24 protein-coding genes and 3 pseudogenes are annotated in these 24947 nt (G+C 42.7%); 12 read left to right on the top strand and 15 right to left on the bottom strand.

Annotation, left to right across the window (positions count from 1 at the left end; translation table 11 throughout):
- The 3 genes and pseudogenes from SD31_RS16785 to SD31_RS00035 all read left to right on the top strand — a co-directional run.
- Positions 1–1012, top strand: a pseudogene (locus tag SD31_RS16785) (S9 family peptidase); the annotation flags it as partial.
- On the top strand, positions 975–1859 hold the full coding sequence (locus SD31_RS14550) for an alpha/beta hydrolase family protein (RefSeq protein WP_052258480.1): 885 nt from the start codon (positions 975–977) through the stop codon (positions 1857–1859). The pseudogene SD31_RS16785 and the gene SD31_RS14550, both read left to right, overlap by 38 nt.
- Before the next feature lie 129 nt (positions 1860–1988).
- Positions 1989–4694: a M14 metallopeptidase family protein gene (locus SD31_RS00035; RefSeq protein WP_039052655.1), complete on the top strand. Its 2706-nt coding sequence runs from the start codon at positions 1989–1991 to the stop codon at positions 4692–4694.
- A gap of 71 nt (positions 4695–4765) precedes the next feature.
- Here the strand turns inward: SD31_RS00035 and rsmG are convergent, their stop codons facing one another.
- The gene (gene rsmG / locus SD31_RS00040; RefSeq protein ID WP_039052656.1) at positions 4766–5401 is read right to left on the bottom strand and encodes a 16S rRNA (guanine(527)-N(7))-methyltransferase RsmG; all 636 of its coding nucleotides are present in this window, start codon (positions 5399–5401) and stop codon (positions 4766–4768) included.
- Positions 5402–5444: 43 nt separating this feature from the next.
- On the bottom strand, positions 5445–6587 hold the full coding sequence (locus tag SD31_RS00045; RefSeq protein WP_052258481.1) for a glycosyltransferase: 1143 nt from the start codon (positions 6585–6587) through the stop codon (positions 5445–5447).
- 129 nt (positions 6588–6716) lie between these two features.
- Here SD31_RS00045 and tgt point away from each other — a divergent pair.
- The 4 genes and pseudogenes from tgt (at position 6717) to SD31_RS20430 (ending at position 9852) form a co-directional block, all read left to right on the top strand.
- Positions 6717–7848 (top strand): annotated as a pseudogene (tgt, locus tag SD31_RS00050) (tRNA guanosine(34) transglycosylase Tgt).
- Between the two features lie 38 nt (positions 7849–7886).
- Complete coding sequence (locus SD31_RS00055; RefSeq protein WP_039052657.1) at positions 7887–8969, top strand: LptF/LptG family permease; 1083 nt, start codon at positions 7887–7889, stop codon at positions 8967–8969.
- Positions 8970–8976: 7 nt separating this feature from the next.
- Positions 8977–9654: an EamA family transporter gene (locus SD31_RS00060; RefSeq protein ID WP_316929692.1), complete on the top strand. Its 678-nt coding sequence runs from the start codon at positions 8977–8979 to the stop codon at positions 9652–9654.
- Positions 9655–9696: 42 nt separating this feature from the next.
- A complete protein-coding gene (locus SD31_RS20430; RefSeq protein ID WP_316929693.1) occupies positions 9697–9852 on the top strand; it encodes a hypothetical protein in 156 nt (51 codons plus the stop codon).
- Positions 9853–9858: 6 nt separating this feature from the next.
- Here the strand turns inward: SD31_RS20430 and mnhG are convergent, their stop codons facing one another.
- The 10 genes from mnhG to acs all read right to left on the bottom strand — a co-directional run bounded on the left by mnhG (position 9859) and on the right by acs (position 17727).
- Complete coding sequence (gene mnhG, locus SD31_RS00065; protein ID WP_039052658.1) at positions 9859–10275, bottom strand: monovalent cation/H(+) antiporter subunit G; 417 nt, start codon at positions 10273–10275, stop codon at positions 9859–9861.
- The gene (locus SD31_RS00070) at positions 10272–10541 is read right to left on the bottom strand and encodes a monovalent cation/H+ antiporter complex subunit F (protein ID WP_039052659.1); all 270 of its coding nucleotides are present in this window, start codon (positions 10539–10541) and stop codon (positions 10272–10274) included. The genes mnhG and SD31_RS00070 overlap by 4 nt, the downstream gene beginning before the upstream one ends.
- Entirely contained in the window at positions 10538–11014 is a 477-nt protein-coding gene (locus tag SD31_RS00075) for a Na+/H+ antiporter subunit E (RefSeq protein WP_039052669.1), read from the bottom strand. The genes SD31_RS00070 and SD31_RS00075 overlap by 4 nt, the downstream gene beginning before the upstream one ends.
- A gap of 4 nt (positions 11015–11018) precedes the next feature.
- Positions 11019–12530 carry a proton-conducting transporter membrane subunit gene (locus SD31_RS00080; protein WP_039052660.1) on the bottom strand — a complete coding sequence of 504 codons (1512 nt, stop codon included), beginning with the start codon at positions 12528–12530 and terminating at the stop codon, positions 11019–11021.
- Positions 12527–12883, bottom strand: coding sequence for an NADH-quinone oxidoreductase subunit K (locus SD31_RS00085; protein WP_039052661.1), 357 nt, complete (start codon positions 12881–12883; stop codon positions 12527–12529). The genes SD31_RS00080 and SD31_RS00085 overlap by 4 nt, the downstream gene beginning before the upstream one ends.
- A gap of 84 nt (positions 12884–12967) precedes the next feature.
- Entirely contained in the window at positions 12968–13309 is a 342-nt protein-coding gene (locus SD31_RS00090) for an MnhB domain-containing protein (protein ID WP_231560966.1), read from the bottom strand.
- A gap of 1 nt (position 13310) precedes the next feature.
- A complete protein-coding gene (gene mbhE, locus SD31_RS17745; protein ID WP_231560967.1) occupies positions 13311–13577 on the bottom strand; it encodes a hydrogen gas-evolving membrane-bound hydrogenase subunit E in 267 nt (88 codons plus the stop codon).
- Positions 13578–13617: 40 nt separating this feature from the next.
- On the bottom strand, positions 13618–14181 hold the full coding sequence (locus SD31_RS17750) for a hydrogenase subunit MbhD domain-containing protein (protein WP_231560968.1): 564 nt from the start codon (positions 14179–14181) through the stop codon (positions 13618–13620).
- Positions 14163–15629, bottom strand: a complete 1467-nt coding sequence (locus tag SD31_RS17755; RefSeq protein ID WP_231560969.1) for a proton-conducting transporter membrane subunit — start codon at positions 15627–15629, stop codon at positions 14163–14165. Before SD31_RS17755 ends, SD31_RS17750 begins: the two co-directional genes overlap by 19 nt.
- 181 nt (positions 15630–15810) lie before the next feature.
- Complete coding sequence (gene acs, locus SD31_RS00100) at positions 15811–17727, bottom strand: acetate--CoA ligase (RefSeq protein ID WP_039052662.1); 1917 nt, start codon at positions 17725–17727, stop codon at positions 15811–15813.
- A 178-nt stretch (positions 17728–17905) separates the two neighbouring features.
- Between acs and SD31_RS00105 the strand changes: the two genes are divergently transcribed.
- Positions 17906–18790 (top strand): hypothetical protein, encoded by an 885-nt coding sequence (locus SD31_RS00105; RefSeq protein ID WP_039052663.1) that lies wholly within the window; start codon positions 17906–17908, stop codon positions 18788–18790.
- Here SD31_RS00105 and SD31_RS00110 read toward each other — a convergent pair.
- Genes SD31_RS00110 through rsmA form a run of 3 tightly spaced genes read right to left on the bottom strand, consistent with a single transcriptional unit; the run spans position 18752 to position 20482 of the window.
- Positions 18752–19462 carry an NAD(P)-dependent oxidoreductase gene (locus SD31_RS00110; RefSeq protein ID WP_231560970.1) on the bottom strand — a complete coding sequence of 237 codons (711 nt, stop codon included), beginning with the start codon at positions 19460–19462 and terminating at the stop codon, positions 18752–18754. The genes SD31_RS00105 and SD31_RS00110 overlap by 39 nt on opposite strands.
- A 26-nt stretch (positions 19463–19488) precedes the next feature.
- Entirely contained in the window at positions 19489–19680 is a 192-nt protein-coding gene (locus SD31_RS17760; RefSeq protein ID WP_231560971.1) for a hypothetical protein, read from the bottom strand.
- 22 nt (positions 19681–19702) lie between these two features.
- Complete coding sequence (rsmA, locus tag SD31_RS00115; RefSeq protein WP_039052664.1) at positions 19703–20482, bottom strand: 16S rRNA (adenine(1518)-N(6)/adenine(1519)-N(6))-dimethyltransferase RsmA; 780 nt, start codon at positions 20480–20482, stop codon at positions 19703–19705.
- A gap of 151 nt (positions 20483–20633) precedes the next feature.
- Here rsmA and pdxA point away from each other — a divergent pair, with 151 nt between their 5' ends.
- The 4 genes and pseudogenes from pdxA (at position 20634) to miaA (ending at position 24793) form a co-directional block, all read left to right on the top strand.
- Positions 20634–21689: a 4-hydroxythreonine-4-phosphate dehydrogenase PdxA gene (gene pdxA, locus SD31_RS00120; protein WP_039052665.1), complete on the top strand. Its 1056-nt coding sequence runs from the start codon at positions 20634–20636 to the stop codon at positions 21687–21689.
- 93 nt (positions 21690–21782) lie between these two features.
- The gene (locus tag SD31_RS00125) at positions 21783–23213 is read left to right on the top strand and encodes a CCA tRNA nucleotidyltransferase (protein WP_039052666.1); all 1431 of its coding nucleotides are present in this window, start codon (positions 21783–21785) and stop codon (positions 23211–23213) included.
- Between the two features lie 51 nt (positions 23214–23264).
- Positions 23265–23852: an IS1096 element passenger TnpR family protein gene (locus SD31_RS00130; RefSeq protein WP_039052667.1), complete on the top strand. Its 588-nt coding sequence runs from the start codon at positions 23265–23267 to the stop codon at positions 23850–23852.
- 6 nt (positions 23853–23858) lie between these two features.
- Positions 23859–24793, top strand: a pseudogene (gene miaA / locus SD31_RS00135) (tRNA (adenosine(37)-N6)-dimethylallyltransferase MiaA).
- Positions 24794–24947 lie beyond the last annotated feature (154 nt).

A 24947-nucleotide genomic window follows, 5' to 3' on the forward strand; every position in this document is an offset into this window, starting at 1 on the left:
CGTGCAGCAGGTAGTGACCAGCAGAGGAGAGGTGCCGGTACAAAACCCAGTACCCACAGGTCCTGTGGTGCAGGAAAACCTAGGAGGTATTACTCCTTCCAGGACATACCAGAATTTGCTTTCCAACGCTTATGACGAAAGGGTAATGGAATATTATCTTAGCTCCGAGTTGGTTCTGGTTGACCTGTCCGGCAATGCTAGACCTTTAGGTGTCAAAGGTATGTTCAAATCAGTATCTTATTCTCCTGACGGACAATATCTGCTGATACAGAAAGTGGTAAGGCCTTACTCATATTTAGTTCCTATACATCTATTCCCTTCGGAAGTTTCGGTTTATTCCTCTACTGGCTCGAAGGTGAAAGATATTTATACGCTTCCGTTGGCGGACAAACTGCCAAGCAGTTTTGATGCGGTATTGGATGGCCCTCGTGATTTTCAATGGCGTAAAGATAAGGGCGCTTCATTGATTTTTGTGCAGGCCTTGGATAAGGGTAATCCTAATGTGAAATCGGATGTTCGTGATGAACTGTTTGAGCTTGCTGCACCCTTCGACCTTTCCGGTGCACAGAAAATCTATTCGGGCAACTACCGCATCCGTAGTATTGAATGGGGTGATGGATTTGCCATTGTGGGAGAAAACTGGAGAAAGGACAGATCGTCAAAACTTACTTTGTTGAATACGACAACAAACCAAGTGATTCGAGTCTTATCAACACGCAAGTCCGAAGATACCTATACCGATCCGGGAACATTCATCAAGAATGAAAAAGGATTCTTATTAACAGATGGCAAGGGAGCTGTCTTCACAAAAGGCCAAGGGGCATCTCCCGAAGGTGATAGACCTTTTGTGATGAAGTGGAATGTCAACAACGGACGTCAGGATACTTTATATAAGTCAAAAAGAGGATATTATGAGGAGCCGCTCTTTTTTAACAATACGGGAGTGGTGTATGTGTCTAGAGAGTCGGCCAAAGATGCCCCTAATTGTTTTTGCCATCAACCTGAAGAATAAGAAAGAGCAGAAGATTACCGACTTTGCAGATCCATATCCAAGCCTTGCAAATGTTAAGAAGCAGCTGCTGTCGTACAAGAGGAAGGACGGCCTCACCCTCTCAGCAGTACTATATCTTCCTGAAAACTTCAAAAAAGGCGATACGCCCCTACCTGCATTCATCTGGGCATATCCTCGAGAATTCAAAACTAAGGAAGCGGCAGGTCAGGTGAAAGGCTCCCCTCATAAATTCCCGCGTTTAGCTTTTCGTTCACCGGTATATTGGGTGACGCAAGGTTATGCGGTAATCGATCAGGCCGATATGCCTATTGTAGGTGAGGGATCAGCCGAACCAAATGATACTTTCGTAGAACAAATCAAAGATAATGCGGAAGCATTGATTGATTATGTGGCGGAGATGGGAGTCGTAGACCGCGATAGGATAGGTGTGGGAGGACACTCTTATGGTGCTTTTATGACGGCTAACCTACTGGCACATACGGATCTTTTTGCTGCAGGTATAGCACGTAGTGGTGCCTACAACCGTACGCTCACCCCTTTTGGTTTCCAAGGAGAGGCACGTACCTATTGGGAAGCAAAAGAAACCTATGATAAGATGTCCCCGTTTAATTATGCTCCTAAGATCAAGAGACCTTTGTTGCTTACACATGGTATGGACGATGAGAACTCAGGAACCTTTCCAATACAGAGTGAACGTCTGTATGCGGCGATTAAAGGTCATGGAGGTATAGTACGCTTAGTGATGTTGCCTAAAGAATTCCATGGTTATAGAAGTCGTGAAGGTGTTCTTCATACATTTTGGGAACAACACCAGTGGCTAGAGAAATATGTAAAAAATAAGAAATAGGTAATATCCATGGCTGTTTGCTGGGTGATTTTTAGTATGAAAATATCCAACAAACGGCCTATTGAAGGGAAATAATTAAAGTTTGTTGTGGCCTCCTTCGGGGGAGTGACCATCCTATAACAAAAGCTTATGAGAAGAAAAATATTAGTGCCTCTGATTACTCTTTTTTTGGCGACGTATGGCGAGGCTACATTTGCACAGCAGGTTACGAGTCCTGAGCGCCATTTCGGATTCCGGATAGGTGATGATTATATGCTGGCCAATTACAAGCAGATGGAGAGCTACTTTCTTAAGGTAGCGCAAGAGTCTGACCGTGTTCTCATCCGAGAGGCGGGCCTTACCGAAGAGGGACGTAAGCAGTATCTGTTGATTGTCTCTTCACCGGAGAATTTGAAACATATCGAGAAATACCGCGGCATTTCGCAGCGTCTAGGCCGCGCGGAAGGTCTTACGGATTCGGAGGCCTTACAACTGGCCAAAGAAGGCAAGCCAGTAGTATGGATTGATGGCGGGATGCACTCCAATGAGACTGTAGGGTCGCATCAGCTGATAGAAACCCTTTACCAGCTGACCAGTCGCAATGATGAGGAGATCTTGCGTTATCTAGACAAGGTTATCATCCTGATGTGGCACGTAAACCCTGATGGTCAGGATCTTATTGCAGACTGGTACATGCAGTATGAGGATAAGGAGAAGCGTAATATGCACATCCCGGTGCTGTACCACAAGTACGTAGGACATGACAACAACCGAGATTACTTCATGTTCAACCTGAAGGAGACGGAGAACTTGGCGAAAGTGATGTATATAGACTGGCTACCGCAAATTATCTATAACCACCACCAGACCTCTCCTGATGGGACGATAGTGGCAGGTCCTCCATACCGGGATCCATTCAACCACGTTTTCGATCCCCTCCTGATAACGGGCATCGACGGGGTAGGGGCAGCGATGATCAATCGTCTTAACGTGGAGGACAAGCCGGGATATGTACGTCTAGACCAGTCGACATTTTCGACGTGGTGGAACGGCGGCTTGCGTACTGCACCCTATTTCCGTAATATGATTGGTATTCTGACAGAGATCACGGGCAACCCTACCCCTTCGGTGATTCCGGCCGTTGCGGAGCGTCAGATTCCCCGGAACGGACTACCCAACCCTGTAGATCCACAGAAATGGCACTTCAGGCAATCCATCGATTATTCGGTGTCGTTGAACTTTGCTATTCTGGATTACGCTGCACGCAATGGAGATCAGCTGTTGTACAATTTCTACAAGATGGGCAAGAACTCCATCGAGCGTGGCAGCCGCGACCATTGGACCAAATATCCTAAGTTTGCGGAGGCCATGGAGCGTAGCTATGATGAGGCGGTCAAGTCTGGGAAAGAGGCTAAGAAAGAGCCTACAGGCTATTACCGTTCGAAGATTATCCCGGACAGCTACTACGAGTCGGTGTACAAGAATCCGTCGAATCGCGACCCACGGGGTTATATCATCTCTGCCGACCAGCCTGACTTTGGCACGGCGATTAAATTTGTGAATGCGCTGATTAAGGGAGGGGTTTATGTATACCAGAGTACTTCAGACTTCACCTACGGAGGAAAGAGATATCCTAAGAACAGTATTGTGGTGAAGACGAACCAAGCATTTCGTCCTCAGATACTGGATATGTTCGAGCCGCAGGATCACCCTCATGATGTCCAATATCCGGGTGGTCCTCCTGTACGTCCCTACGATGCTGCTGGCTGGACGCTGGCCATGCAAATGGGTGTAGAGTATGACCGTATATACGAGGATATTACGACGCCCTTGGAGCGTAAGCCATATGGAGAGCTGCTGAAAGCCCCTTCGGTAGAAGTTTCGGTTTCAAAGGTAGGCTATATTCTTCCTGCGCAGTCCAACGATAGCTTTATTGCAATCAATCGTCTTTTGAAGTCGGGCCATAGAGTTTATCGAGATGAGCAGAGCAAGGACTTTTTTGTGGAACCTAGGGGGCGAGATATCGTTGTGCAGGTAGCCCGAGAGTACGGTGTTCGTGCTAGGGGTGCCACGGTAAAGTCATCACGTCTGAAGCCTATAGAGAAGCTTAAGATAGGTCTTTACGACTATTATGGAGGCTCTATGCCTTCGGGTTGGGTACGGTGGATTTTCGAGCAGTACGGTTTCGAGTACCGTCAGTTTTTTCCACAGGATGTCGACAGCCGAAAGATTGATGATTTCGACGTGTTGATATTCGTGGGTCAAGGTATCCCTACGGGAGATGGGGGCGGCTATCGTAGTAGACAGCCTGAAGCATCATTGGTGCCGGAAGCCTACAGACATATGTTAGGGGAACTGAGCAGGGATAAGTCAGTTGGGGTTTTGAAAGAATATGTAGAGAAGGGCGGCAAGATTATCACGATAGGATCGTCCAGTGCATGGGTTTACGGACTGAATATTGGTGTTACGAATCCGTTGGTAGAGCGTAATGAAGAAGGAAAGGAAGTGCCTCTTCCGAGCAACAAATACTATATACCTACCAGTATCCTTCGAGCAGATATAGATGTGTCAAAGCCTGAGAACTACGGTATGCCTGCACAGGTAAACATTGTCTTCAACAACAGTCCGGTTTTCAGGATTGGAGAATCGGGACAGGTTTATTCATTGGGCAAGATCAGTACGGATAAGCCTTTGTTGAGTGGTTGGGCTCACGGTCAGCATTATCTGAAGGATACCCATATAGGTGTAGTGGCGACATTAGGCAAGGGGAAGGTTGTGGCGATAGGCCCGGAGATCACCAACAGAGCACAGGCGCATGCCACCTTCAAAATGCTGTTCAATCAGCTATATAAATAAGCTTGAAGCTAAAAAGTTAGGGCTGCACCTTTTGATGCAGCCCCAATTTTTTATTTCTTATAAGTAATATTTTAAATCGGAATATAAACCACATATTTGGTATCGAAGAAATCCTCCTCAAAATAATCTGAGAGGGCATGAAGTTCGGCTTTGACTTTGGCTTCTTTGATTTCTTCTGTGAGATCGCCTCCTTTAAGGTATAGAATTCCGTTAGGAATGCCATTTTTATCTTTCTTTTCAAATTTGTTCCTTACCCAAGGAAGAAATTCGGCCAGCCTTGTTACAGCCCTTGAAACCACATAATCATATTTGTAGTCCAATTGTTCGGCGCGTATATGGTCGGCTTCCACATTGGTAAGTCCTATAGCTGCAGCCACCTCACGGACAACCTTAATCTTTTTGCCTATAGAGTCTACCAAGTGGAATTGCACTTCCGGAAAAAGTATAGCCAACGGAATGCCGGGGAAGCCTCCACCTGTACCTACATCCAAGATGCGAGTACCTGGTTTCAACTCAGTAACAAACTTGGCGATTCCCAAAGAATGCAATACATGTTTTAGATAAAGACTTCCTATATCTTTTCTGGAAATGACGTTAATTTGATCGTTCCAAAAAGGATATACTTCTTCAAGCTGTGCAAATTGTTCTTTCTGTCTTTCTGTGAGCTTAGGAAAATATTTATAAATGATATCTACTGTAGGATCCACGGTATTTTATTTTATGATTTGACGTATTCGGAAAAGCTATATGCTATTTCCATGTTTTTTGAGTTTTCTTACGGTTGAATATGCCGTTAATGCAGATGTAAAAATAATAAAACACATCCAAAATGAGCAGCCACCAAATCAAATCCTTGACAGCAAGCTTCTTGTATATAGGTACAAAAACGAATAACTGGCAGATGTATCGGAAGACAAACATACCTGCACCTACAAACCATAGATTAGGATAGATGCTGAGGCAGATTATAAGCATAATATAAAAGAGTAGAGCACTGAGCAACTGTCTTGCCAGCATGCGTTTATGTTGTCTTTTGTATAAGACGGAAGCTCCAGCATGACGACCCTTTTGTTTGTAGTAACTTCTCCAGCTATCTTTCGGTACGGAATATACGTGCGCATCCGGATGGATGGCAATATTGACGTTTGTCTTGTTGGCATTGTGGTTGACAAAAAGGTCATCATCACCCGATTTGATGTGCATATGAGCGTTGAAGCCCTTTCCTCGGAAAAAGAGGGATTTCAGGTAAGAAAGATTTCTTCCCACTCCCATATAAGCATTGCGCTTAAGAGCGTAGGAAAGATAACTCATAGCCGTATGGGTGGTTTCAAAGCGTATAAGCTTGTTCAAGAATCCCGCGCGACGGAAGTATGGCGAATATCCTAAAACGATTTCTTTACCTTCGCTGTAGGCTCCGGCCATTTCTCTTAGCCATTGGCTGCTATTGGGTTGACAGTCCGCATCGGTCATAATCAGATGTTCGTACTTGGCAGCTTTAATACCTAGAGTGAGAGCAAACTTCTTTGAATTTTTGAGACGTATATTCTCTTTGATATCTACTACACGAAGGTGCGGATATTGGGCAGAAAATTCTTTCAATACCCATTTGGTGTCGTCCTGTGAACAGTCGTTGACGACGATAACTTCAAATTGAGGGTAATCTTGCTCCAAAACGGAAGGTAGAAACTGCTTAAGATTTTCTTCTTCGTTGTACGCACAAATGATGACGGAAACGGGAGGCTGATGCTCGGAATCCTTATAAGACTTTACCTTATAGGCAGCCAACTTGCTGTACACAAAAAGGATATAATACAGCTGGATTAGTAAAAATAACCCTAATATGCCGTAAAGGACGTACGATATTTTGATAACTATGTTAAGATCCCATTCCATACGAAGATTCAAAGATAGAATGATATTTTCTAATATTCAGTGAAAACGTCAATAATTCCTAATAAAATCAACCAAATGAGGTAGGGTAAAATATTTATAGTATTTTTGCAGACGAATTTAAACAACTATATGAAATTTACGCTTCAGGCTAAAGATAAACTCTCCAAAGCAAGGGCAGGGGTAATAGAGACAGCGCATGGAAAGATAGAGACTCCTATCTTCATGCCCGTAGGAACGGCAGGGACGGTGAAGGCTGTGCACCAGCATGAGCTTGTCAACGATATTCAAGCACAGATCATCTTGGGAAATACGTATCACCTGTATCTAAGGCCAGGCTTGGAGGTGCTCCAGAAAGCCGGAGGACTACATAAGTTTAATGGATGGGAGAGGCCTATTCTTACGGATTCGGGAGGCTATCAAGTGTATTCGCTTACCGAAGTACGTAAAATCAAAGAGGAGGGAGTGACATTTCGTTCACATATAGACGGATCAAAACACCTCTTTACCCCTGAAAATGATCATGGACACCCAGCGAATCATTGGCGCAGACATCATCATGGCCTTTGATGAATGTACGCCATATCCTTGTGACTATAACTATGCTAAGCGCTCATTGGATATGACCCATCGTTGGCTGAAGCGTTGTTGTGACCGTTTTGACAGCACAGAACCCCTGTACGGTTATGAGCAGACCTTATTTCCTATAGTTCAGGGATCTGTGTATAAGGACCTGCGTATAAAGTCGGCAGAAGTCATTGCTTCCTTCAATAGGGAAGGGAATGCTATAGGAGGTCTTTCTGTGGGAGAACCAGCGGAAGAGATGTATGCCATGACAGAAGTGGTAAACAGCATCTTGCCGGAGGATAAACCCCGCTACCTTATGGGAGTAGGTACACCGGTGAACATTCTGGAAAATATAGCCTTGGGCGTGGATATGTTTGACTGTGTGATGCCTACACGTAATGCACGTAATGGCATGCTTTTCACAAGAAATGGTATTATAAATATCAAAAATGAGAAGTGGAAAGACGACTTTTCACCTATAGATGCCGAAAGTGATCTCTTGGCAGACCGTGTCTATTCCAAAGCTTACTTGCGCCATCTGATCAAGTCGCAGGAAATTCTAGGAGCTCAGATAGCGTCGTTGCACAACCTGCATTTCTATCTGTGGTTAGTAAAGCAGGCTAGAGAGAAAATCGTTGAAGGCACCTTCTACGACTGGAAAGAAAAAATGGTTAAAATTTTAGACCAAAGGCTCTAAAGTTTTTTACTTTCATCATAACTATTTATTTTGGAGCAATGAATATCATTGATCGCTATATCTTCAAGAAATATATGAGCACCTTTATCTTTACGGTGGCCATATTTATTGTTGTCATAGTGATTTTTGATGTTTCGGAAAAGCTGGATGACTTTTTGAAGAATAAGGCATCCTTCTCCGATGTGCTTTTCAGATACTACGCTTTGGGCTCTGTTCCTTTCTTCTTAAACATGTTGACCCCGCTGATAAACTTTATTGCGGTGATATTCTTCACATCGAAGATGGCAGACCAAACAGAGATAGTTCCTATCTTGAGTGGGGGGATGAGCTTCAACCGTATGTTACGGCCTTACATGATTGGAGCTTTCCTCATTTTTGCTTTCACCTTGATTTCAAACCTGTGGATTCTTCCCGCTACCAATCGTATAAAGGTCAATTTCGAAAATGTATATGTCAAGCCGCATAAGGTGAGTCATAACACTGCATCGACACATATGCAGATTGATAGTGCTACCTATGTGTATATCGACAACTTTGATACACGTCTATCTATTGGTTATAATTTCGTGTTGGAAAAATTTGATGGTCTGGAGCTGAAGGAAAAACTGATGGCTGACCGTGTGGTGTGGGATTCCACAACCAATAAGTGGAGGATAGAAAACTATACCAATCGTATCATTGACGGCTTGAAAGAGAAGATGGAAAAAGGCGATCGTCGTGATACTACTTTGGATATGCGTCCACGCGATTTTGAAGTGTATGAGAATGTTTTTACGGCAATGACGACGAAGGAGCTCAACGAACGTATACGCAAGGAGGAAATCCGTGGAACAGGGATGATGACGGACCTTCTGCTGGAAAGATACAGACGTTGGGTAACGCCATTTGCTGCATTTATCCTTACCTTAATGGGGGTAGCCCTTTCTTCGAAGAAGGTTAGAGGAGGTATAGGATTGAGTTTGGGAATAGGTATAGGATTGAGTTTTACCTATTTGGTACTCAATCAGTTTACTACAATGTTTTCGTTGAAGGCCGGATTTCCTCCGTTGCTGGCAGTGCTTACGCCGAGTATAATATTTTTAGTCTTAGCCTTGGTTCTACTTAAAAAGGCACCGAAATAGTTTACTTATGAATTTTTTTGAACGTCACCGTAGTTTACTAACGCTTCACTTTACGGTGCTTATCTGGGGATTTACCGGAATTTTGGGATCGCTGATTTCTATTCCCGCCTTGCAGCTGGTTTGGTATAGGGTGTTGATTGCGGGAGCGACTTTGGCAGTTTATCATTGGATAGCCAAGAAAAGTGTAGGGGTACCAGCTAGTCAGATGCTTAAGTTTATGGGTATTGGAGTGCTTGTAGGCTTGCATTGGTATTTGTTTTTTGAAGCTATCAAGGTGTCTACAGTATCTGTGACATTGGTCTCACTTTCTTCCATGACACTTTTTACTGCTATTTTAGAGCCTATTTATTATAGGCGAAAGCTTTCAATAGGAGACGTCATAGTAGGGCTTATCATCATTTTGGGGATATATCTTATCTTCAAATTTGAATTTCAATATTGGTTAGGGATATTGCTGGGGTTGGCGGCAGCAGCCTGTGCCAGTATTTTTTCCATCTTAAACAGCAAGCTCGTGAAGACTACTGAGCCCAGTATCATTACGCAATATGAAATGTTTGGAGCCCTGATAGGATTGTCTATAGTTATGCTATTTTCCGGTGGTTTTAATGCTGACATGGCTCTGAATGTCAGTGACTTTGTCTTTGTCTTTATCTTGGGAAGTATCTGTACGGCGTTAGCTATGTGATGGGCGTTGCGTGATGAAAAATCTGGGTGCTTTCACCGTAGCTTGGTAAATAACTTAGAACCGGTATACGGCATTATCTTGGCTTTCTTCATCCTAGGTAGTACCGAAAAGATGAGTCTAGGCTTCTATGCTGGTGCAATTATTGTCTTAGGCGCCGTTTTTATCTATCCTTTGATAAGGAAGAAGATTAACGCGTAAGGATACTTATTTAGTTTCCTCTTCGGTGTCTGCGATTTGATCTTCTTCTCCCTGCGGTTCCGGCATTTCGTCACTGTTTCTCAGCCTATGGTTCTCTTTGTCGTACATACCTGCCAGCTCATCGATGATCGTATTTTTCCATAGTGGGGTGCCTGTAAAATAGGCTGCTCTGCCAATCATATGTGCTGCAATAGGAGAGGTGATGATTAGGAAAAATGTGATGGCCAAAGCCTTAGTACTCACCGAAATGTCAGGAAAGATAATAGCGGCACACAACAGCAGCAAGCCAACCCCCATGGTGGCTGCTTTTACGGTCACCGACAAACGTAAATAAAAGTCCGGCATACGCAGTATACCCAAAGAAGCAAAGAAAATAGCAAATGCTCCTATCGTACTTAATATAGCTATTAGAATATCAATCATCTTCTTTTTTTTCTATTGTAAAATGAAAAGGCTACAGTTCCTAAAAAGGCTATAAGAGCCAACATGATGGCTACATCCAACAGGACTTTCTGATTGGAACGTATCGTAAAAATAGTAATGATGCCAATACCTATGGTGATAATAAGATCCAAGGCTATAACACGGTCTACCACTTTAGGACCCTTTATAAGCCTGATGAATACCAATATCACCGATATGGTCAGAATCGGCAGGATAAAATAGTCAAAATATGTTTCTAATGTCATCGTAATGCCTCCAATAATCGTCGTTCTAACCCTGTTTTCATCTCTCTCACAAATTTTTCCGGATTATCCAGATACATGACATGAATGTACATAGTTTTTCGGTCTTCACTTATATCCAATATCAATGTTCCTGGTGTGAGGGATATCATCATTGAAAGTAGGTTTATTTCTGTTTCTGTCCTGGCATTTAAAGGAAATTTTACTATTCCCGGACGCATAAAATAACGTGGCGTAATCACATCGTACGCAACCTGAAGGTTGGCTTTTATCATCTGCCAAATAAAATAAAAGACAAGGCTTATGATACGAGGAACCTTATAGAAATAGCTGCGGTCTCCTTCGTTGCGGTTCATGATCCATAGTATGCCGAACCCGAGCATGAATCCGAATACAAAATTGGTATAATACATCGAACCTGTAAGCGCCACCCAGATGAAGGACAGCAAGAGATTCATCAAAAACTGTTTAATCATACCTTTAATTTTGTTTTTGTTTAAGTACAGCCTCAATATAAGGCTTCGTGTCAATCAATTGGTCAGCGATGTTATCGGCCAACGTAATTACAAAGTTTGCGTTCAACCCTATATAAATGGTCACCAACGCTAAAATTCCTATAGGAAGTACCAATAGGATTTTGCGTGCCAAAGGCATGGGCTCGAACTTGTCTTCCAATTCATTTCCTTCGGGAACATTTTTCCAGAAAGCCTCAGACCACATGCGCGCAATGACGAATAGGGTAACAAAGCTACCTAATATAAGTGCAAAGATATAGGCGTATTCACCATGGGCGTAAGCGTCTTTTATCAAAAATACCTTAGGCCAAAAGCCGGATAAAGGAGGGATGCCCACCAAAGAGAATAAGACCAGCACGATGAGTAAAGATATTTTCGGATATTGTGCATATAATCCACCTAATGATTTGAGGTCCATAGTACCGCGCATCTGACGTATTAGTCCAGCAATTAAGAACATATTGGTTTTCACCAGAATGTCGTGGAAAAGATAGAACAGCGTTCCAATTAATGCGACTTTGGTAAACATGCCTATTCCGCCAATCATAAAACCTATGTGGCAGACAATAAGGTAGGAAAAGAGGCGGCGTATGTTGAGCTTGATGAGTGCTCCCATGCTTCCTGTAAAGATTGTCAGCACAGCCAGCACCATCAAAAGTTGCTTGGTAAAATCGTCCGGAATGAATATGAGGCTGAAAACACGCAACATCGCATATATACCCACTTTTGTGAGTAGTCCTCCGAAGGTAGCAGCCACCGCCGAAGGAGGTGTATGGTACGAGGATGGCAACCAATAATACAGCGGGAATACGGCCGACTTGATGCCGAACCCTAAAAGGAAGAAAGCAGACGTGATGCCCACAAGAAACTGGTTGTTGACCATTTTTATTTTTTCCGAAAGGTCCGCCATATTCAACGAGCCGGTGATGCCGTAAAGAATACCTACTCCTGTCAGAAAGAAGGTGGAAGCCAAGATATTCAACGCCATATATTTTACGGCTCCTTCCAGCTGTGTCTTCCTTCCTCCCAAAGTCATCAGCACAAACGAAGAGATGATGATGACCTCAAACCATACATACAGGTTGAAGATATCTCCCGTAAGGAAGGCCCCGTTAAGACCCATGACGAGAAAATGGAATATAGGAAAATATCCGTACAGCATGCGCTGGCGGCTTATACCTGTAGAAGAGAAAAGAGATACGGCAAAAGCCGCAATAGAGGTGATGAGCACTAATGTACTACTCAATAGGTCCGCAACAAACACAATGCCGAAAGGAGCATCCCAATTGGCGGCATTAAGGGTAAGTATGCCGTCACTATTTACTTTCGTAAAAAGACGGATTGCTATCAGTACCCCTAAGAAGGAGCCTATGCCGCTAATAAACCGTTGCGTGACGGTCTTCCTCCATGCTATAAGCTGAAGAATTCCCGTAAACAAATGGATAAATACCGGTCCTAAGATATTATTATCAATCATATATCCTCCTCCTCCGGTGTGTTAAGATCATCCAAATCGTCGGTATTTGCTAAAGCGTAAAACCGCTTCAGCAACACAATGGCAAATGCCGTCAACGCAAAGCTAATCACGATGGCGGTTAGGATTAGCGACTGTGGTATAGGGTCGGCATATATATCCTGAAACATCTTTGCTGTCTCGTCGATAACTGGAGGTTTCCCTTTTACGATTCCTCCTAACAGAAAAATCAAAATATTCGCTCCGGTACCTAAAAACATGATTCCCAACAGTAATTTTACCATGCTGCGACGGAGAATAAGGTACACTCCCGCTCCGTAAAATAATCCTATTAATATGACTAAAAAGAACTCCATTAATTCTTTTCCTCCAGATTGTTGAGTGAAATGGTAAACAGAATGGTCAACACTACTCCAATCACTACCAGATAAACCCCCAGATCAAAGAAGAGGGATGATCCTATCATGACCGATAAATGGAATAGGTTCTTCCAGCCACAAACCTGTCATCGGAGGTAGTCCAAAGAGTATAGGGATGGTTACGCTAAGGGCTGAAATAGCTAGACCCGTAGGAATTAGTGAAAGAGGTTTTCTCTTAAGGATTTTCATCGTGGCTTCCGTGCCAAAGGCAAAGCTGTGAAGGACAAAAGCAATGGATGCTACTAAACCTCCCACAAAACCGCCTCCCGGATAATAGTGCCCTCTCAATAGTAAGAAAAAAGAGAACAATAAAAGTATGGGAAGTAAATATTTAGAAGCCGTTAATAATATAGGACTTTTCATGCTATTCTTTTTCTGATGATTTTAAACGTAAACGTATCAAACTATACACACCCAATGCGGCAATACTTAACACTACCGTCTCAAACATGGTATCTATACCGCGGAAATCCACCAATATGACGTTTACCACGTTTTTTCCCTTGGCTAATAGATAAGCGTTCTCACCATAAAACTTCGATATTTCTGCCGAAATAGGCTCAGACCAAACTTTTAATGCCACTAAAGAAAGGATGACGCCAAAGCTTAGAGCTACAATAGCATCCCTCACCAAAATGGAACTCCTCGTTAAGTTGATGAAAGGAGGAAGCTTATACAACACCAAAACAAACAAGTACTGTCGTCAAAGTGTCTATGGTAAACTGTGTCATAGCCAAGTCGGGAGCACTGTAGATTACAAAAATCAAACAAATACAGTATCCGATTACACTCATGGCGACGACAGCCGTAAGACGTGATGGGGTTGTCAACACAATATATGTCGCCCCAATGAGAATGAAAATTATCGCTATCTCATAAAGATCGGGATATGTCAAATCCCAGAACGACACCGTAATAGGACCGCTCATCCATAATCTATATCCTAACAGCAACTCAGCAAAAAGGATGATTTTAGTATGGTACGAGCGTAGATAACCATTATGAAACAGGTTTGTGAATGAGGATGCAAAGTGTAGGATTGTGTTTGCAAAGCCAGTAATAATATTTTGCGGAGATATGCGGTTTAGTTTCTCCATGGCATTAAGCTTAGCATGACTCGGCTTATTGACAAGATATACAAGTGTACCTACAGCGAGGGTAGCTAAACTTAACCCGAAGATGAGTGTGAAGCCATGCCACGAGTGTAGGTGAGATGTTAGAACTTCTCCCCACATGGCAGAGACAGTTGCATTAGTAATGCTTTCCGCCAATAAGTTTGGGAAAAGACCCGAAAAATAACTCCTCCTAAGGCTAAAAGGAGAGGAGGTATCCACATACTTTTGTATGGAAGATGGATAGATGCGTATTGCGACGGTAGGGGGCCCATAAAAGGTTTTATACCCGCCATGAATCCCGCAGCAACAAGACCTATATTTGTGATAATGGATAAACCTGTTAATATCCAAATCCATTCTTTTATGCCATAATGTAAGGTAGCTTCATAGATAAGATCTTTACCAATGAATCCTATCGTGAGGAAAGGAAATCCCGCACTGGAAAGTGCCGCCAAAAATGCGGCTATAGCCACTGGGAATAATACCTTACGTAGACCACTCAGTTGGGTGATATCGCGGGTATGTGTTTCGTGATCCACAATTCCTGTTACCATGAAAAGTGTAGCCTTATATAGAGCATGGGCTACAATGAATACCGAGACTGCTATTAAAGCTTCCTTGGTCCCTAATCCTAAGAGGAAGGTCAGTACTCCTAAGGCAGAGATGGTAGTATAAGCCAAGATAGCCTTCATGTCCACTCTGAATAAGGAATGAATTGCCGCGTATAGCATGGTGATACCTCCCACGGCTATCAATGTATAGCTCCAATATGTAGTTCCTCCAAGTATAGGGGTGAAGCGAGCCAAGAGATATATCCCTGCTTTGACCATAGTAGCCGAATGCAGATAGGCCGATACCGGTGTGGGGGCCTTCATCGCGCCGGGAAGCCAAAAATGAAAAGGAAACTGGGCCGACTTTGTAAAGGCACCTATGAATAACAAGCCTACGATAAGAGGATATAAATTATGATTCAGTAATATATCCTTTCTGCTTATAAGTTCCGAAATAGAATAAGTGTTACCAATGTGTGCTATGAGTACTAACCCCGCGAATAGGAATAATCCTCCTAATCCGGTAATACTCAATGCTGTGATGGCACTTTTGCGAGAGTCCTGATTTTGATTATTAAAGCCAATCAGGAAAAAGGAACTGATACTGGTCAACTCCCAGAATATAAATAATAGCAATAGGTTGTCCGATAGCACTACCCCCAGCATGGCCGACATGAAAAGCAGCAAATAGCCAAAAAAGCGGTCAAAATAGGGGTGTCCTTTGAGATAGGTTCTGCCATAAAAGAAAATACAGCTTCCTATTCCTGTAATGAGAAGGCTAAAGAGTAATGAAAGTCCATCCAAATGGAAGTCGAAATTCACACCCAATGAAGGAACCCAACTGATATTTTGTATTAAGGACTTTCCCGAAGAAATGACGGGAAATAGTTGAATATAATATCCGAAAAGCAGAGTAGGAAGTAAAGGCAAAAGAATGCCAAGCTTCTTGGTGAATGCTTTTCCAAAGAAAATAAGTACAACAGATAATATAAGTCCGGATAATACAGTTAATAGCATTTACTCTTTTTTAGGATTTTTGACCTCCTAAAAATAATAAAAAATACCGTTTTTCTGTGCTATTAATCCAATTTTATGTTGCTTATGGGGGATTTAATAAAATTTTATTAGTTCCTTTAAAAGACAGGTAAAGAAAAACACCGGGGAATTTTATTCTCCCCGGTGTTCTATTTATAAGAATTTATTTTCTTAATTGTTTAGCACCTTCGATGATTTTTTCCACAACGGTTGGATCTTGAAGTGTTGTGGTATCTCCCAGATTATCTAATTCGTTTTCGGCGATTTTGCGTAAGATTCTACGCATGATTTTTCCGGAACGGGTTTTTGGAAGATCCGTCACAAACTGTATGATGTCTGGTTTTGCGATAGCGCCGATAAGGCGGGTCACCGTTTGAAGGATATCTTGACGTGTTTGGTCCGGATTGATATGGTGGTTGGCAATGACATAAGCATAGATACCTTGACCTTTTACCGGGTGCGGGTAACCTACTATAGCGGATTCTACCACATCCGAGTGCATGTTGATAGCATTTTCTACCTCCGCGGTACCGATACGGTGTCCGGATACGTTTAATACATCGTCTACCCGACCGGTGATGCGGTAGTAGCCTTCCGGACTGCGGTAGCAGCCGTCACCTGTAAAGTACATGTTTTCATAAGTGGAGAAGTATGTCTGCTTACAACGTTGGTGGTCACCCCATGTTGAGCGCAACATGCCTGGCCATGGAAATTTGATACAAAGGTTGCCCGAAACGTCGTTGCCTTGAAGTTCATTGCCGTTTTCGTCCATAAGGCATGGCTGTATACCAGGAAGAGGTAGTAAGGCGTATCCTGGTTTTTCAGGTGTTACCCCTGCAATAGAGGTAATAAGGTGTCCTCCGTTTTCTGTCTGCCACCATGTGTCGACAATAGGACATTTGCCTTTACCCACTTTTTCTTTATACCAGTGCCAAGCTTCTTCATTGATAGGTTCTCCTACCGAGCCTAATACACGTAATGAAGAAAGGTCTTTGGATTCTACAAACTCGTCACCGTAAGCCATAAGTGAGCGTATGGCTGTAGGAGCAGTGTAGAGAATGTTTACTTTATACTTATCTACAATATCCCAATATCTGCCTGCATCAGGGTAAGTAGGGATACCTTCAAACATGAGAGAGGTAGCGCCTTGCGATAGCGGCCCGTAGATGATGTAGCTGTGTCCTGTAATCCACCCGATATCAGCTGTACAGAAGTACACTTCGCCTGGCTGATATTGGAAGGTGTTGGCAAAAGTATAGCCTGTATATACCATATAGCCACCAGTGGTATGTACTACACCTTTAGGCTTACCGGTAGAACCTGATGTATAAAGTATGAACAAGGTGTCTTCCGCATCCATCTCTTCTGCAGGACAAGGAGGGTTACCTTGCGTCTCTACCTTCTTGATTTCATCTTCCCACCACACATCTCGGCCTTTGATCATAGATACCGGAGTACGTGTTCGAGTCAGTACTATTACGCGTTCTACCGAATTACATTGCATCAAGGCATCGTCCACGATGGATTTTAATTCCAATACTTTAGCACCACGATATCCTCCATCTGAAGTGATGACCAATTTGCATTGTGCGTCGTTGATGCGATCCGCGATAGATTGAGCTGAAAATCCACCGAATACTACCGAATGGATAGCGCCTATGCGAGCACAAGCTAATACGGCAATAACCAATTCAGGAACCATCGGTAGATAAATACATACACGGTCGCCTTTTTTGATGTTGTTGTTTTTCAGTACGTTGGCAAATTGCTCTACCTTGTCAAGCAATTGACGATACGTCAGGATACGGTGAGCCTCACTAGGATCATTAGGCTCCCAGATGATAGCAGGAGTATCGCCGTTTTTATAGATATGTCTGTCAAGACAGTTTTCTGTAATGTTTAATCTACCACCAATAAACCATTTGATGTTGGGTTCGGTAAAGTTCCATTCTAGAACTTTAGTCCATTTTCTTTTCCAAAAGAAGTGATTAGCTATATCTCCCCAAAATTCTTCCGGATTTTCGACACTTCTTTTATAAGCATCTTGATACTCTTCAAAAGTTTTAATCTGAAAACTCATCGCTTTATTTAAAAATTTCTATAGGTTTATATAAAATAGTTATCTAATCCTGCCATTAATTTATTTCATTAAGAAAAAATGGCTTACTGAGTGACTAATTTAATTTTTTTTGTGATTATATGCTAATAGTAAGTATATATAATTTGTAATATTTGTTCTGCGGGAACACCCTTTTGTTATGAATATTGTAAAAAGAGTATGGAAATTTTTGATTTTTACTAATCTTTTGATAGCTATGGCTGCCGCCTCACAGGTGCTGTTAAGCTATCAGATTTTTGGTGTCCCATACAATATTCATGTGGTTATTTTGGAGTTTTCATCTACTCTTTTGCTATATAATTTGAGTCTTTGGCTTTCCAAACCTCAACGCTATAAAGAGTCTCCGTACGAGAGGACCAGATGGGTGTTTGGAAATATGCCGGTATTTTGGATTTTATCTTTGGTAGCTGCCCTTTCGATGGGCTATGCTCTTTTGCAGGTACATGGGATGACCTTTCTTTTCCTCCTCTTTATCGGCATGCTAAGTTTGGCGTATGTGCTTCCTGTTTTTAATATCAATGGAGTTCGCAAAGGTTTTAGGCATATGGCTTACCTGAAGATATTTCATATTGCACTGATATGGACGCTGAGCACCGTAGGATTAGTTTTTGTAGAGGCTAAGTCAGGTTCTGAAACGTTGGATGGTTCTCTATTGACATTTTTGCTGGCCAGCAAGTTTCTATTTATGTTGTTGGTTACTTTACCTTTTGATATACGCGATATGTCGCAGGACTCATATTATCATCTGAAGACTGTTCCTCTAGCTTTGGGCAAGGAGCGTGCTATAGGTTTGTGTTATGCCTTAGGTTTATTGCACCTTTGGGCTGTGTGGTTCATGCCTACTATGCTTTCGGTACGTCTTAGCCTGATTGGATGTGACGTATTGGTTTTGATTCTCTTCAGAACCGTCATTTTCAAAGAAGGAGCGTCTTTTTTGAGAGTCTATCTCTTGGATCTCATTCTGGTCTTACAATATCTTATTTGTCTATTGGCTGTTCAGGTAAGCAATAATCTTGTCGGCTAGGATATCCGATAGTTTGAAATAGCTTTCGAAGGTCCACCCTGCAACATGAGGACTCAATAAGACATTGTCTCTGGAAATCAAATCCTGATACCATTCTTGTTCTGCAAGTTTAGGGAATTTTTCTACGGGCAGCACGTCGAAGGCAGCACCTAAGATTTTTCCTTTATCCAAAGCTCTTAGAATAGAAGGAATATCCACTATAGGGCCTCGGGCACCCATAAGGAAGAAAATAGGCTTCCGAAACTGTTCCAAATAGCTGTCATCCACCATTCCTTTTGTTTCTTTGGTCAAAGGGATATGAAAACTTATAATGTCTGCTTCAGAAGCAATAAGCTCCATGGTTGCTTCCTGAGCATAGGCATCGGAAAATGCTGTCTTATATTTGTCGTATGCCAAAACCTTCACGTCAAAGCCGGAAAGTTTCTTGGCCATGGCTCTGCCATTGTGGCCATAACCTATAAGACCTACGGTTCTTCCTTTAAGTTCGTAACCTCTATTTTCTTCGCGGCGCCACAGCCCTTGCCGTATTTCGGTATTGCTACGGAAGAGGTTGTTCATCAAACTCAGTAGCATGCCTATCATATGTTCTCCTACGGCGTCACAGTTACCTTCATTGGCTGGAAAAAGTTGAATTCCCTTTGCTGCAGCATATTCTTCGTCTATGTTGTCCATTCCCGCGCCAGCCCTGCCGATAAGTTTCAGTGTTTTACCACAGTTGATGAAGCTTCATCGACTTGAAATTTGGAACGGATGATAAGGCCTGAATAATCTTCAATAATTTCTTCAGCCTCTTTGCGTGTGATTTCGGGCTGGTAGCTATAGGCTATTCCTGCTTGATCAAACTTGTCCAAAAGGATGGAATGTACATCGTCAACTATAAGGATATTCATGCCTTCTCGGAGGTTTATTATTTTATTTAGTCTGTGCGATATCGTTGGTCAAATCAACAAAATCCTGTACTGTCAATCGTTCAGCTCTAAGGTCGTATAACGGGTTGTTGCTCATTTTATCTTTGGTGATGATGGAGGACAACGCATTGCGCAATGTTTTGCGACGCTGGTTGAAGCCTGCTTTCACCACCTTCCAGAAGAGGGCTTCGTCGCATCCCAAGTCGGTGACGTTGTTGCGTGTCATGCGCATTACGCCCGAAAGTACTTTAGGAGGAGGATTGAACGCTCCCGCCTTTACCGTAAACAAATATTCCACATCATAATAGGCCTGTAAAAATACCGAAATGATGCCATACTCTTTGGTGCCGGGCTGTGCTACGCAACGTTGAGCTACCTCTTTCTGGAACATGCCCGCCATCTGCATCACCCGGTCTCTTTCTTCCAATATTTTGAATAGAATCTGTGACGAGATGTTGTAAGGATAGTTACCTATAACGGCCATCTTCTCCCCGAAGTATTGGTTGAAATCCAATGTCAGGAAGTCGCCATGGATAAGTCTGTCTCCCAATTGGGGATATTTATCCTGTAGGTAAGTGATGGATTCGTCGTCTATATCTATCAAAAACGTTTCAAACTCTTCTTTCTCTAAAAGAAAGTCGGACAGCACGCCCATGCCGGGCCCTACTTCTAATACTTGGGTGAAACCTAAGGAAGGGTCTAACGCATCGGCTATGCGTTTAGCAGTATTTTTGTCATTCAAAAAGTGTTGCCCTAAATGTTTTTTTGCGCGTACTGTACTCATGCTAATTTCTATAGGCCAAAATTACTAAGTAAAAAGCAGAATAATGTAAAAAGAATTTTTTATTATGAAAGTCTGATAAACTATACTTGGCTAAGGAGCTTCTACTTTATTTATTTTTTCCTATTTTTGGTTACTAAAAATTGCCATAAAGATGAGTGAAAAATATAAAATTGGTATTAGCGTAGGAGACTTAAACGGTATAGGGTTCGAAGTGATTATCAAATCCCTGTTGGACAATCGTGTGTTGGATTATTTTACACCCATAGTCTATGGTAATACCAAGAATGCTTCATTTCATCGTAAAGCAAATAATATTACGGACTTTAGCTTCAACGTTATTAACGATGTGGATCAAGCTAATCCTAAACGTCCTAATTTGATAAACTGCTGGCAGGAAGATGTCAAAATTACGCTGGGAGAGGAAAATGAGATTGGTGGCAAGTATGCTTTCATCTCTTTGGAGAGAGCGGTAGACGATCTTTTGGCAGGCAAGATAGATGCGCTGGTGACAGCGCCTATTAATAAACATAATATTCAGAGCGAGAGCTTCAATTTCCCTGGACATACCGAGTACCTTCAGAGCCGTACCAATGCGGATGACGTGTTGATGTTCATGCTGTGTGAAGACCTACGTATCGGCGTGGTGACAGGACATATTCCGGTGAAGGAAGTGGCAACAAACATTACGGAAGAGGCAATCCTTAAGAAGCTACGTCTTATGAACGACTCGCTGAAGAAAGACTTCTGGATCCAAAAGCCTAAGATTGCCGTATTAGGGCTTAACCCTCATGCCGGAGACAACGGCGTTATCGGTCATGAAGACAATGACATTATTGTTCCGGCTATAGAGAAGGCGAGAGAAGAGGGAATTCTATGTATGGGGCCTTACCCTGCCGACGGATTCTTTGCTGGAAGCACCTACAAGAAGTTTGATGGGGTATTGGCCATGTACCATGATCAGGGGTTAATCCCATTTAAGCATATTGCCAACAGAAAAGGAGTAAACTTTACTGCGGGGCTACCTATTGTACGTACGTCGCCGGACCACGGCACAGGATATGATATCGCAGGGAAGAACATGGCGTCTCATGAGTCTTTCTTGGAAGCTATTTTTGCCGCTATACATATTGTACGAAACAGACGCGAACTTAGCGAACTGTTAGAGAACCCGTTGTCTTTCCACAAACTTTCTAAGGATAAAGATTAACAGGTAAGGCAGAAGCCCGTTTATTTTCGGTATCTCTTTTTATTTAAGTATTTTTGCCAATGGAAATAGGTTGGCAGGACCTATACGTGCGTTATGAGTGAAGAATTACAACATCCGATATTTTCTATCATCCGAGATTTAGCAGATAAAACAAACACAGAAGTATATGTGATTGGAGGATATGTGCGCGATAGAATTATGGGGCGTCCCTTTAAGAATGATATAGACATTTTGGTAATCGGTTCGGGTATCGAGTTTGCTACCAAATTGGGCGAACAATTACACACGAAGGTTGCCGTCTACAAATCTTTTGGGACAGCCATGTTAGTGTACGAAGGATTGGATGTTGAGTTCGTAGGAGCACGTAAAGAGTCTTACCGTAGGGATTCGCGAAAGCCTATCGTGGAGGATGGCACCTTGCAGGATGATCAAAATCGCCGGGACTTCACCATCAATGCTATGGCTTATTCTTTGAACAGCGCCACCTACGGCCAGTTATTAGATCCATTTGGAGGTCTTTCGGACATCGAAAATAGAATTATTCGTACACCGTTAGATCCTAACCAAACCTTCTCTGATGATCCTTTGCGGATGATGCGCGCCATACGCTTTGCCACACAGCTCAACTTCAAAATCGACATGAAGGCTATCCAAGCTATTGTGTATAATAAGGAGCGCATCAAGATTATCTCTAAGGAACGTATCACCGACGAACTTAATAAAATTATTTTAGCGCCTAAGCCTTCTATAGGATTTAGATATCTTTTCGATACGGGGCTTTTGCATTATATATTTCCAGCCATGGCCAATCTCCACGGGGTGGAATATATCGACGGCAAAGGGCATAAGGATAATTTCTATCATACATTGGAAGTATTGGATAATGTAGCCGAGATGTCGGACGATTTGTGGTTGCGTTGGGCGGCTATCATGCACGATATTGCCAAACCGGTCACCAAACGTTTTGACAAACGTATAGGATGGACATTCCATGGCCATGAGGAGAAAGGAGCACGTATGGTGCCCAAGCTTTTTGCCGAAATGAAGTTACCTCTTAATGAGAAGATGAAGTTTGTACAGAAGCTGGTACAGCTGCATTTAAGACCTATCGTGCTGGCACAAGATATTGTGACTGACTCGGCTGTACGTAGGTTGCTTTTTGAGGCCGGAGACGACATTGATGCATTGATGTTGCTATGTCATGCAGACGTGACTACAAAAAATGAGTATAAGAAGAAAAAATACCGCGAAAACTTTGAGTTGGTAAAGCAGAAGCTCAAAGATGTGGAAGAACGTGACCACCTACGCAACTGGCAGCCGCCAGTAAGTGGAGAGGATATTATGCATGTTTTTGGATTGGGACCAAGCAGACAGGTGGGTATCATCAAGAATGCTATCCGGGAGGCTATCCTCGAAGGGGAAATCCCTAACGAACGTAAAGCGGCCTACGAGTTTATGTTGGAAAAGGCCAAGTCCATGAATATAGAGCCCAAGCAAATATTGTCTTTAGAGACAACGAAATAATTTATAATTTTATACAACAAACCAAAACAGACTTACGTCTATTGATAGCATATGGCAGTTTACAGATTTAGAGTAGCATTCGAAGATTACGAAGATGTGTATCGCGATATAGATATGCCTGCTAAAGGTACATTCTTGGATTTACACCGACAGATACACAAAACTACTGGATATAATCCGGAGGTACCTTCATCATTTTATGTGAGTAATGATCAGTGGAAAAAAGGAACGGAAATCGCTCACCTTCCTGCCGAACGTAAAAAGGAAGCAGGTGTATTGATTATGGAAGATATCCGTCTGAGTAAGTTTATCGAAGACCCACATCAGAAGTTTTATTATATCTACAATTTTGACAGGCCATATGATTTCCACGTGGAATTAATCAAGATTCTTAAAGAGGAAGAAGGAAAAGAATACCCTTCGGTGTTCCGTTCTGTAGGACAGGCACCAAAGTTGGCTCCTGCGGCTAATTTCCCGCTATCGGAAGATTTAGAGGACGAAGACGAAGATTATATTGAAGAAGAATCGGCCGAACAATATGGGGTGGATGAAGAAGACGATTACGATGTAATGGAAGATGAAGAGGAAGAAGGAGAAGACGAACAGCAGGAATTCGGCTTTGGAGAGGACGACTATTAATCGTTGATGTTATCTTCTACAGAAAATAAGAAAACTTTAGTCGTAGTGGTGGGGCCTACAGCTGTAGGCAAAACAGCTACGGCTATTTTATTGGCCCAGCATTTCCGGACAGAAATTGTTTCGGCAGACTCACGGCAGTTCTATCGGGAGATGAGCATAGGTACAGCAAAGCCGGATACCGAAGAGTTGAAAGCTGTCAAGCATCATTTTATTGGTTCTCACTCCATAGAGCAAGACTATTCTGCAGGAGATTTCGAACGTGATGCCCTCACACTTCTGGATAAACTTTTCCAAACCAAAGATGTGGTGGTCATGGTGGGAGGGTCGGGGCTTTTTGTACGTGCGGTATGCGAAGGGCTGGACGACCTTCCGAAAGCTCCCGAAGGTATCCGAGAGGCGCTGAACCGCACTTTTGAAGAGCATGGCTTGGAACCCCTGAAAAAGAAGCTCAAAGAGATAGATCCTGAATATTATGCCGTAGCAGATACAGATAACCCTCAGCGCGTCATCCGAGCTTTGGAGGTCTATGAAGCTACGGGCCATCCCATTTCCTTCTTCCAGAGGAGACAGACCCAAGCAAGACCTTTCCGCATCATCACCGTAGGATTAAATATGGACAGAGAAAAGCTCTATGAACGAATTAATCAAAGGTAGATAAGATGATGAAGGCAGGGCTGTTGGATGAAGTAAATGCGCTCAGGCCTTATCGTCATAAGCCGGCCCTGCTGACGGTAGGCTATAGTGAGCTTTTTGACTATCTAGATGGAAAGATATCTTTGGAAGAAGCAGTGGATAAAATCAAGCAGAACTCACGCCGTTATGCCAAAAGGCAGATAACGTGGTTTAAGAAGTATGGTAATACAACTTGGTTTGAGCCAAAAGACCTCGATAGGATAATTGATTTTCTAGAGCAAAGCATAAAAAAAGACCTTCCGGATTAAGAAGGTCTTTTTGTTGATATATACTAAATTAAACAATGAAATTCCATCCGAAAGGATCCTCAATTTTTCCGTAACGAAGCTGATTAAGGTAATCTAACACCTTATTAGAGAACTCACGGCCTTGTAGAAGGCCGTGTGTAATCTTTGCCTTCAA

Source organism: Sphingobacterium sp. T2 (assembly GCF_000814685.1).
Taxonomy (GTDB): Bacteria; Bacteroidota; Bacteroidia; order Sphingobacteriales; family Sphingobacteriaceae; genus Sphingobacterium; species Sphingobacterium thermophilum.

Bases quoted from the DNA above. Each gene is read 5' to 3' on its own strand.
- SD31_RS14550 (WP_052258480.1), top strand. From the start codon at position 975: ATGCCCCTAATTGTTTTTGCCATCAACCTGAAGAATAAGAAAGAGCAG.
- SD31_RS00035 (WP_039052655.1), top strand. From the start codon at position 1,989: ATGAGAAGAAAAATATTAGTGCCTCTGATTACTCTTTTTTTGGCGACG.
- SD31_RS00045 (WP_052258481.1), bottom strand. From the start codon at position 6,587: ATGGAATGGGATCTTAACATAGTTATCAAAATATCGTACGTCCTTTAC.
- SD31_RS00055 (WP_039052657.1), top strand. From the start codon at position 7,887: ATGAATATCATTGATCGCTATATCTTCAAGAAATATATGAGCACCTTT.
- SD31_RS00060 (WP_316929692.1), top strand. From the start codon at position 8,977: ATGAATTTTTTTGAACGTCACCGTAGTTTACTAACGCTTCACTTTACG.
- mnhG (WP_039052658.1), bottom strand. From the start codon at position 10,275: ATGATTGATATTCTAATAGCTATATTAAGTACGATAGGAGCATTTGCT.
- SD31_RS00070 (WP_039052659.1), bottom strand. From the start codon at position 10,541: ATGACATTAGAAACATATTTTGACTATTTTATCCTGCCGATTCTGACC.
- SD31_RS00075 (WP_039052669.1), bottom strand. From the start codon at position 11,014: ATGATTAAACAGTTTTTGATGAATCTCTTGCTGTCCTTCATCTGGGTG.
- SD31_RS00080 (WP_039052660.1), bottom strand. From the start codon at position 12,530: ATGATTGATAATAATATCTTAGGACCGGTATTTATCCATTTGTTTACG.
- SD31_RS00085 (WP_039052661.1), bottom strand. From the start codon at position 12,883: ATGGAGTTCTTTTTAGTCATATTAATAGGATTATTTTACGGAGCGGGA.
- SD31_RS00090 (WP_231560966.1), bottom strand. From the start codon at position 13,309: ATGAAAAGTCCTATATTATTAACGGCTTCTAAATATTTACTTCCCATA.
- SD31_RS17750 (WP_231560968.1), bottom strand. From the start codon at position 14,181: ATGTGGGGAGAAGTTCTAACATCTCACCTACACTCGTGGCATGGCTTC.
- SD31_RS17755 (WP_231560969.1), bottom strand. From the start codon at position 15,629: ATGCTATTAACTGTATTATCCGGACTTATATTATCTGTTGTACTTATT.
- acs (WP_039052662.1), bottom strand. From the start codon at position 17,727: ATGAGTTTTCAGATTAAAACTTTTGAAGAGTATCAAGATGCTTATAAA.
- SD31_RS00105 (WP_039052663.1), top strand. From the start codon at position 17,906: ATGAATATTGTAAAAAGAGTATGGAAATTTTTGATTTTTACTAATCTT.
- SD31_RS00110 (WP_231560970.1), bottom strand. From the start codon at position 19,462: ATGGACAACATAGACGAAGAATATGCTGCAGCAAAGGGAATTCAACTT.
- SD31_RS17760 (WP_231560971.1), bottom strand. From the start codon at position 19,680: ATGAATATCCTTATAGTTGACGATGTACATTCCATCCTTTTGGACAAG.
- rsmA (WP_039052664.1), bottom strand. From the start codon at position 20,482: ATGAGTACAGTACGCGCAAAAAAACATTTAGGGCAACACTTTTTGAAT.
- pdxA (WP_039052665.1), top strand. From the start codon at position 20,634: ATGAGTGAAAAATATAAAATTGGTATTAGCGTAGGAGACTTAAACGGT.
- SD31_RS00125 (WP_039052666.1), top strand. From the start codon at position 21,783: ATGAGTGAAGAATTACAACATCCGATATTTTCTATCATCCGAGATTTA.
- SD31_RS00130 (WP_039052667.1), top strand. From the start codon at position 23,265: ATGGCAGTTTACAGATTTAGAGTAGCATTCGAAGATTACGAAGATGTG.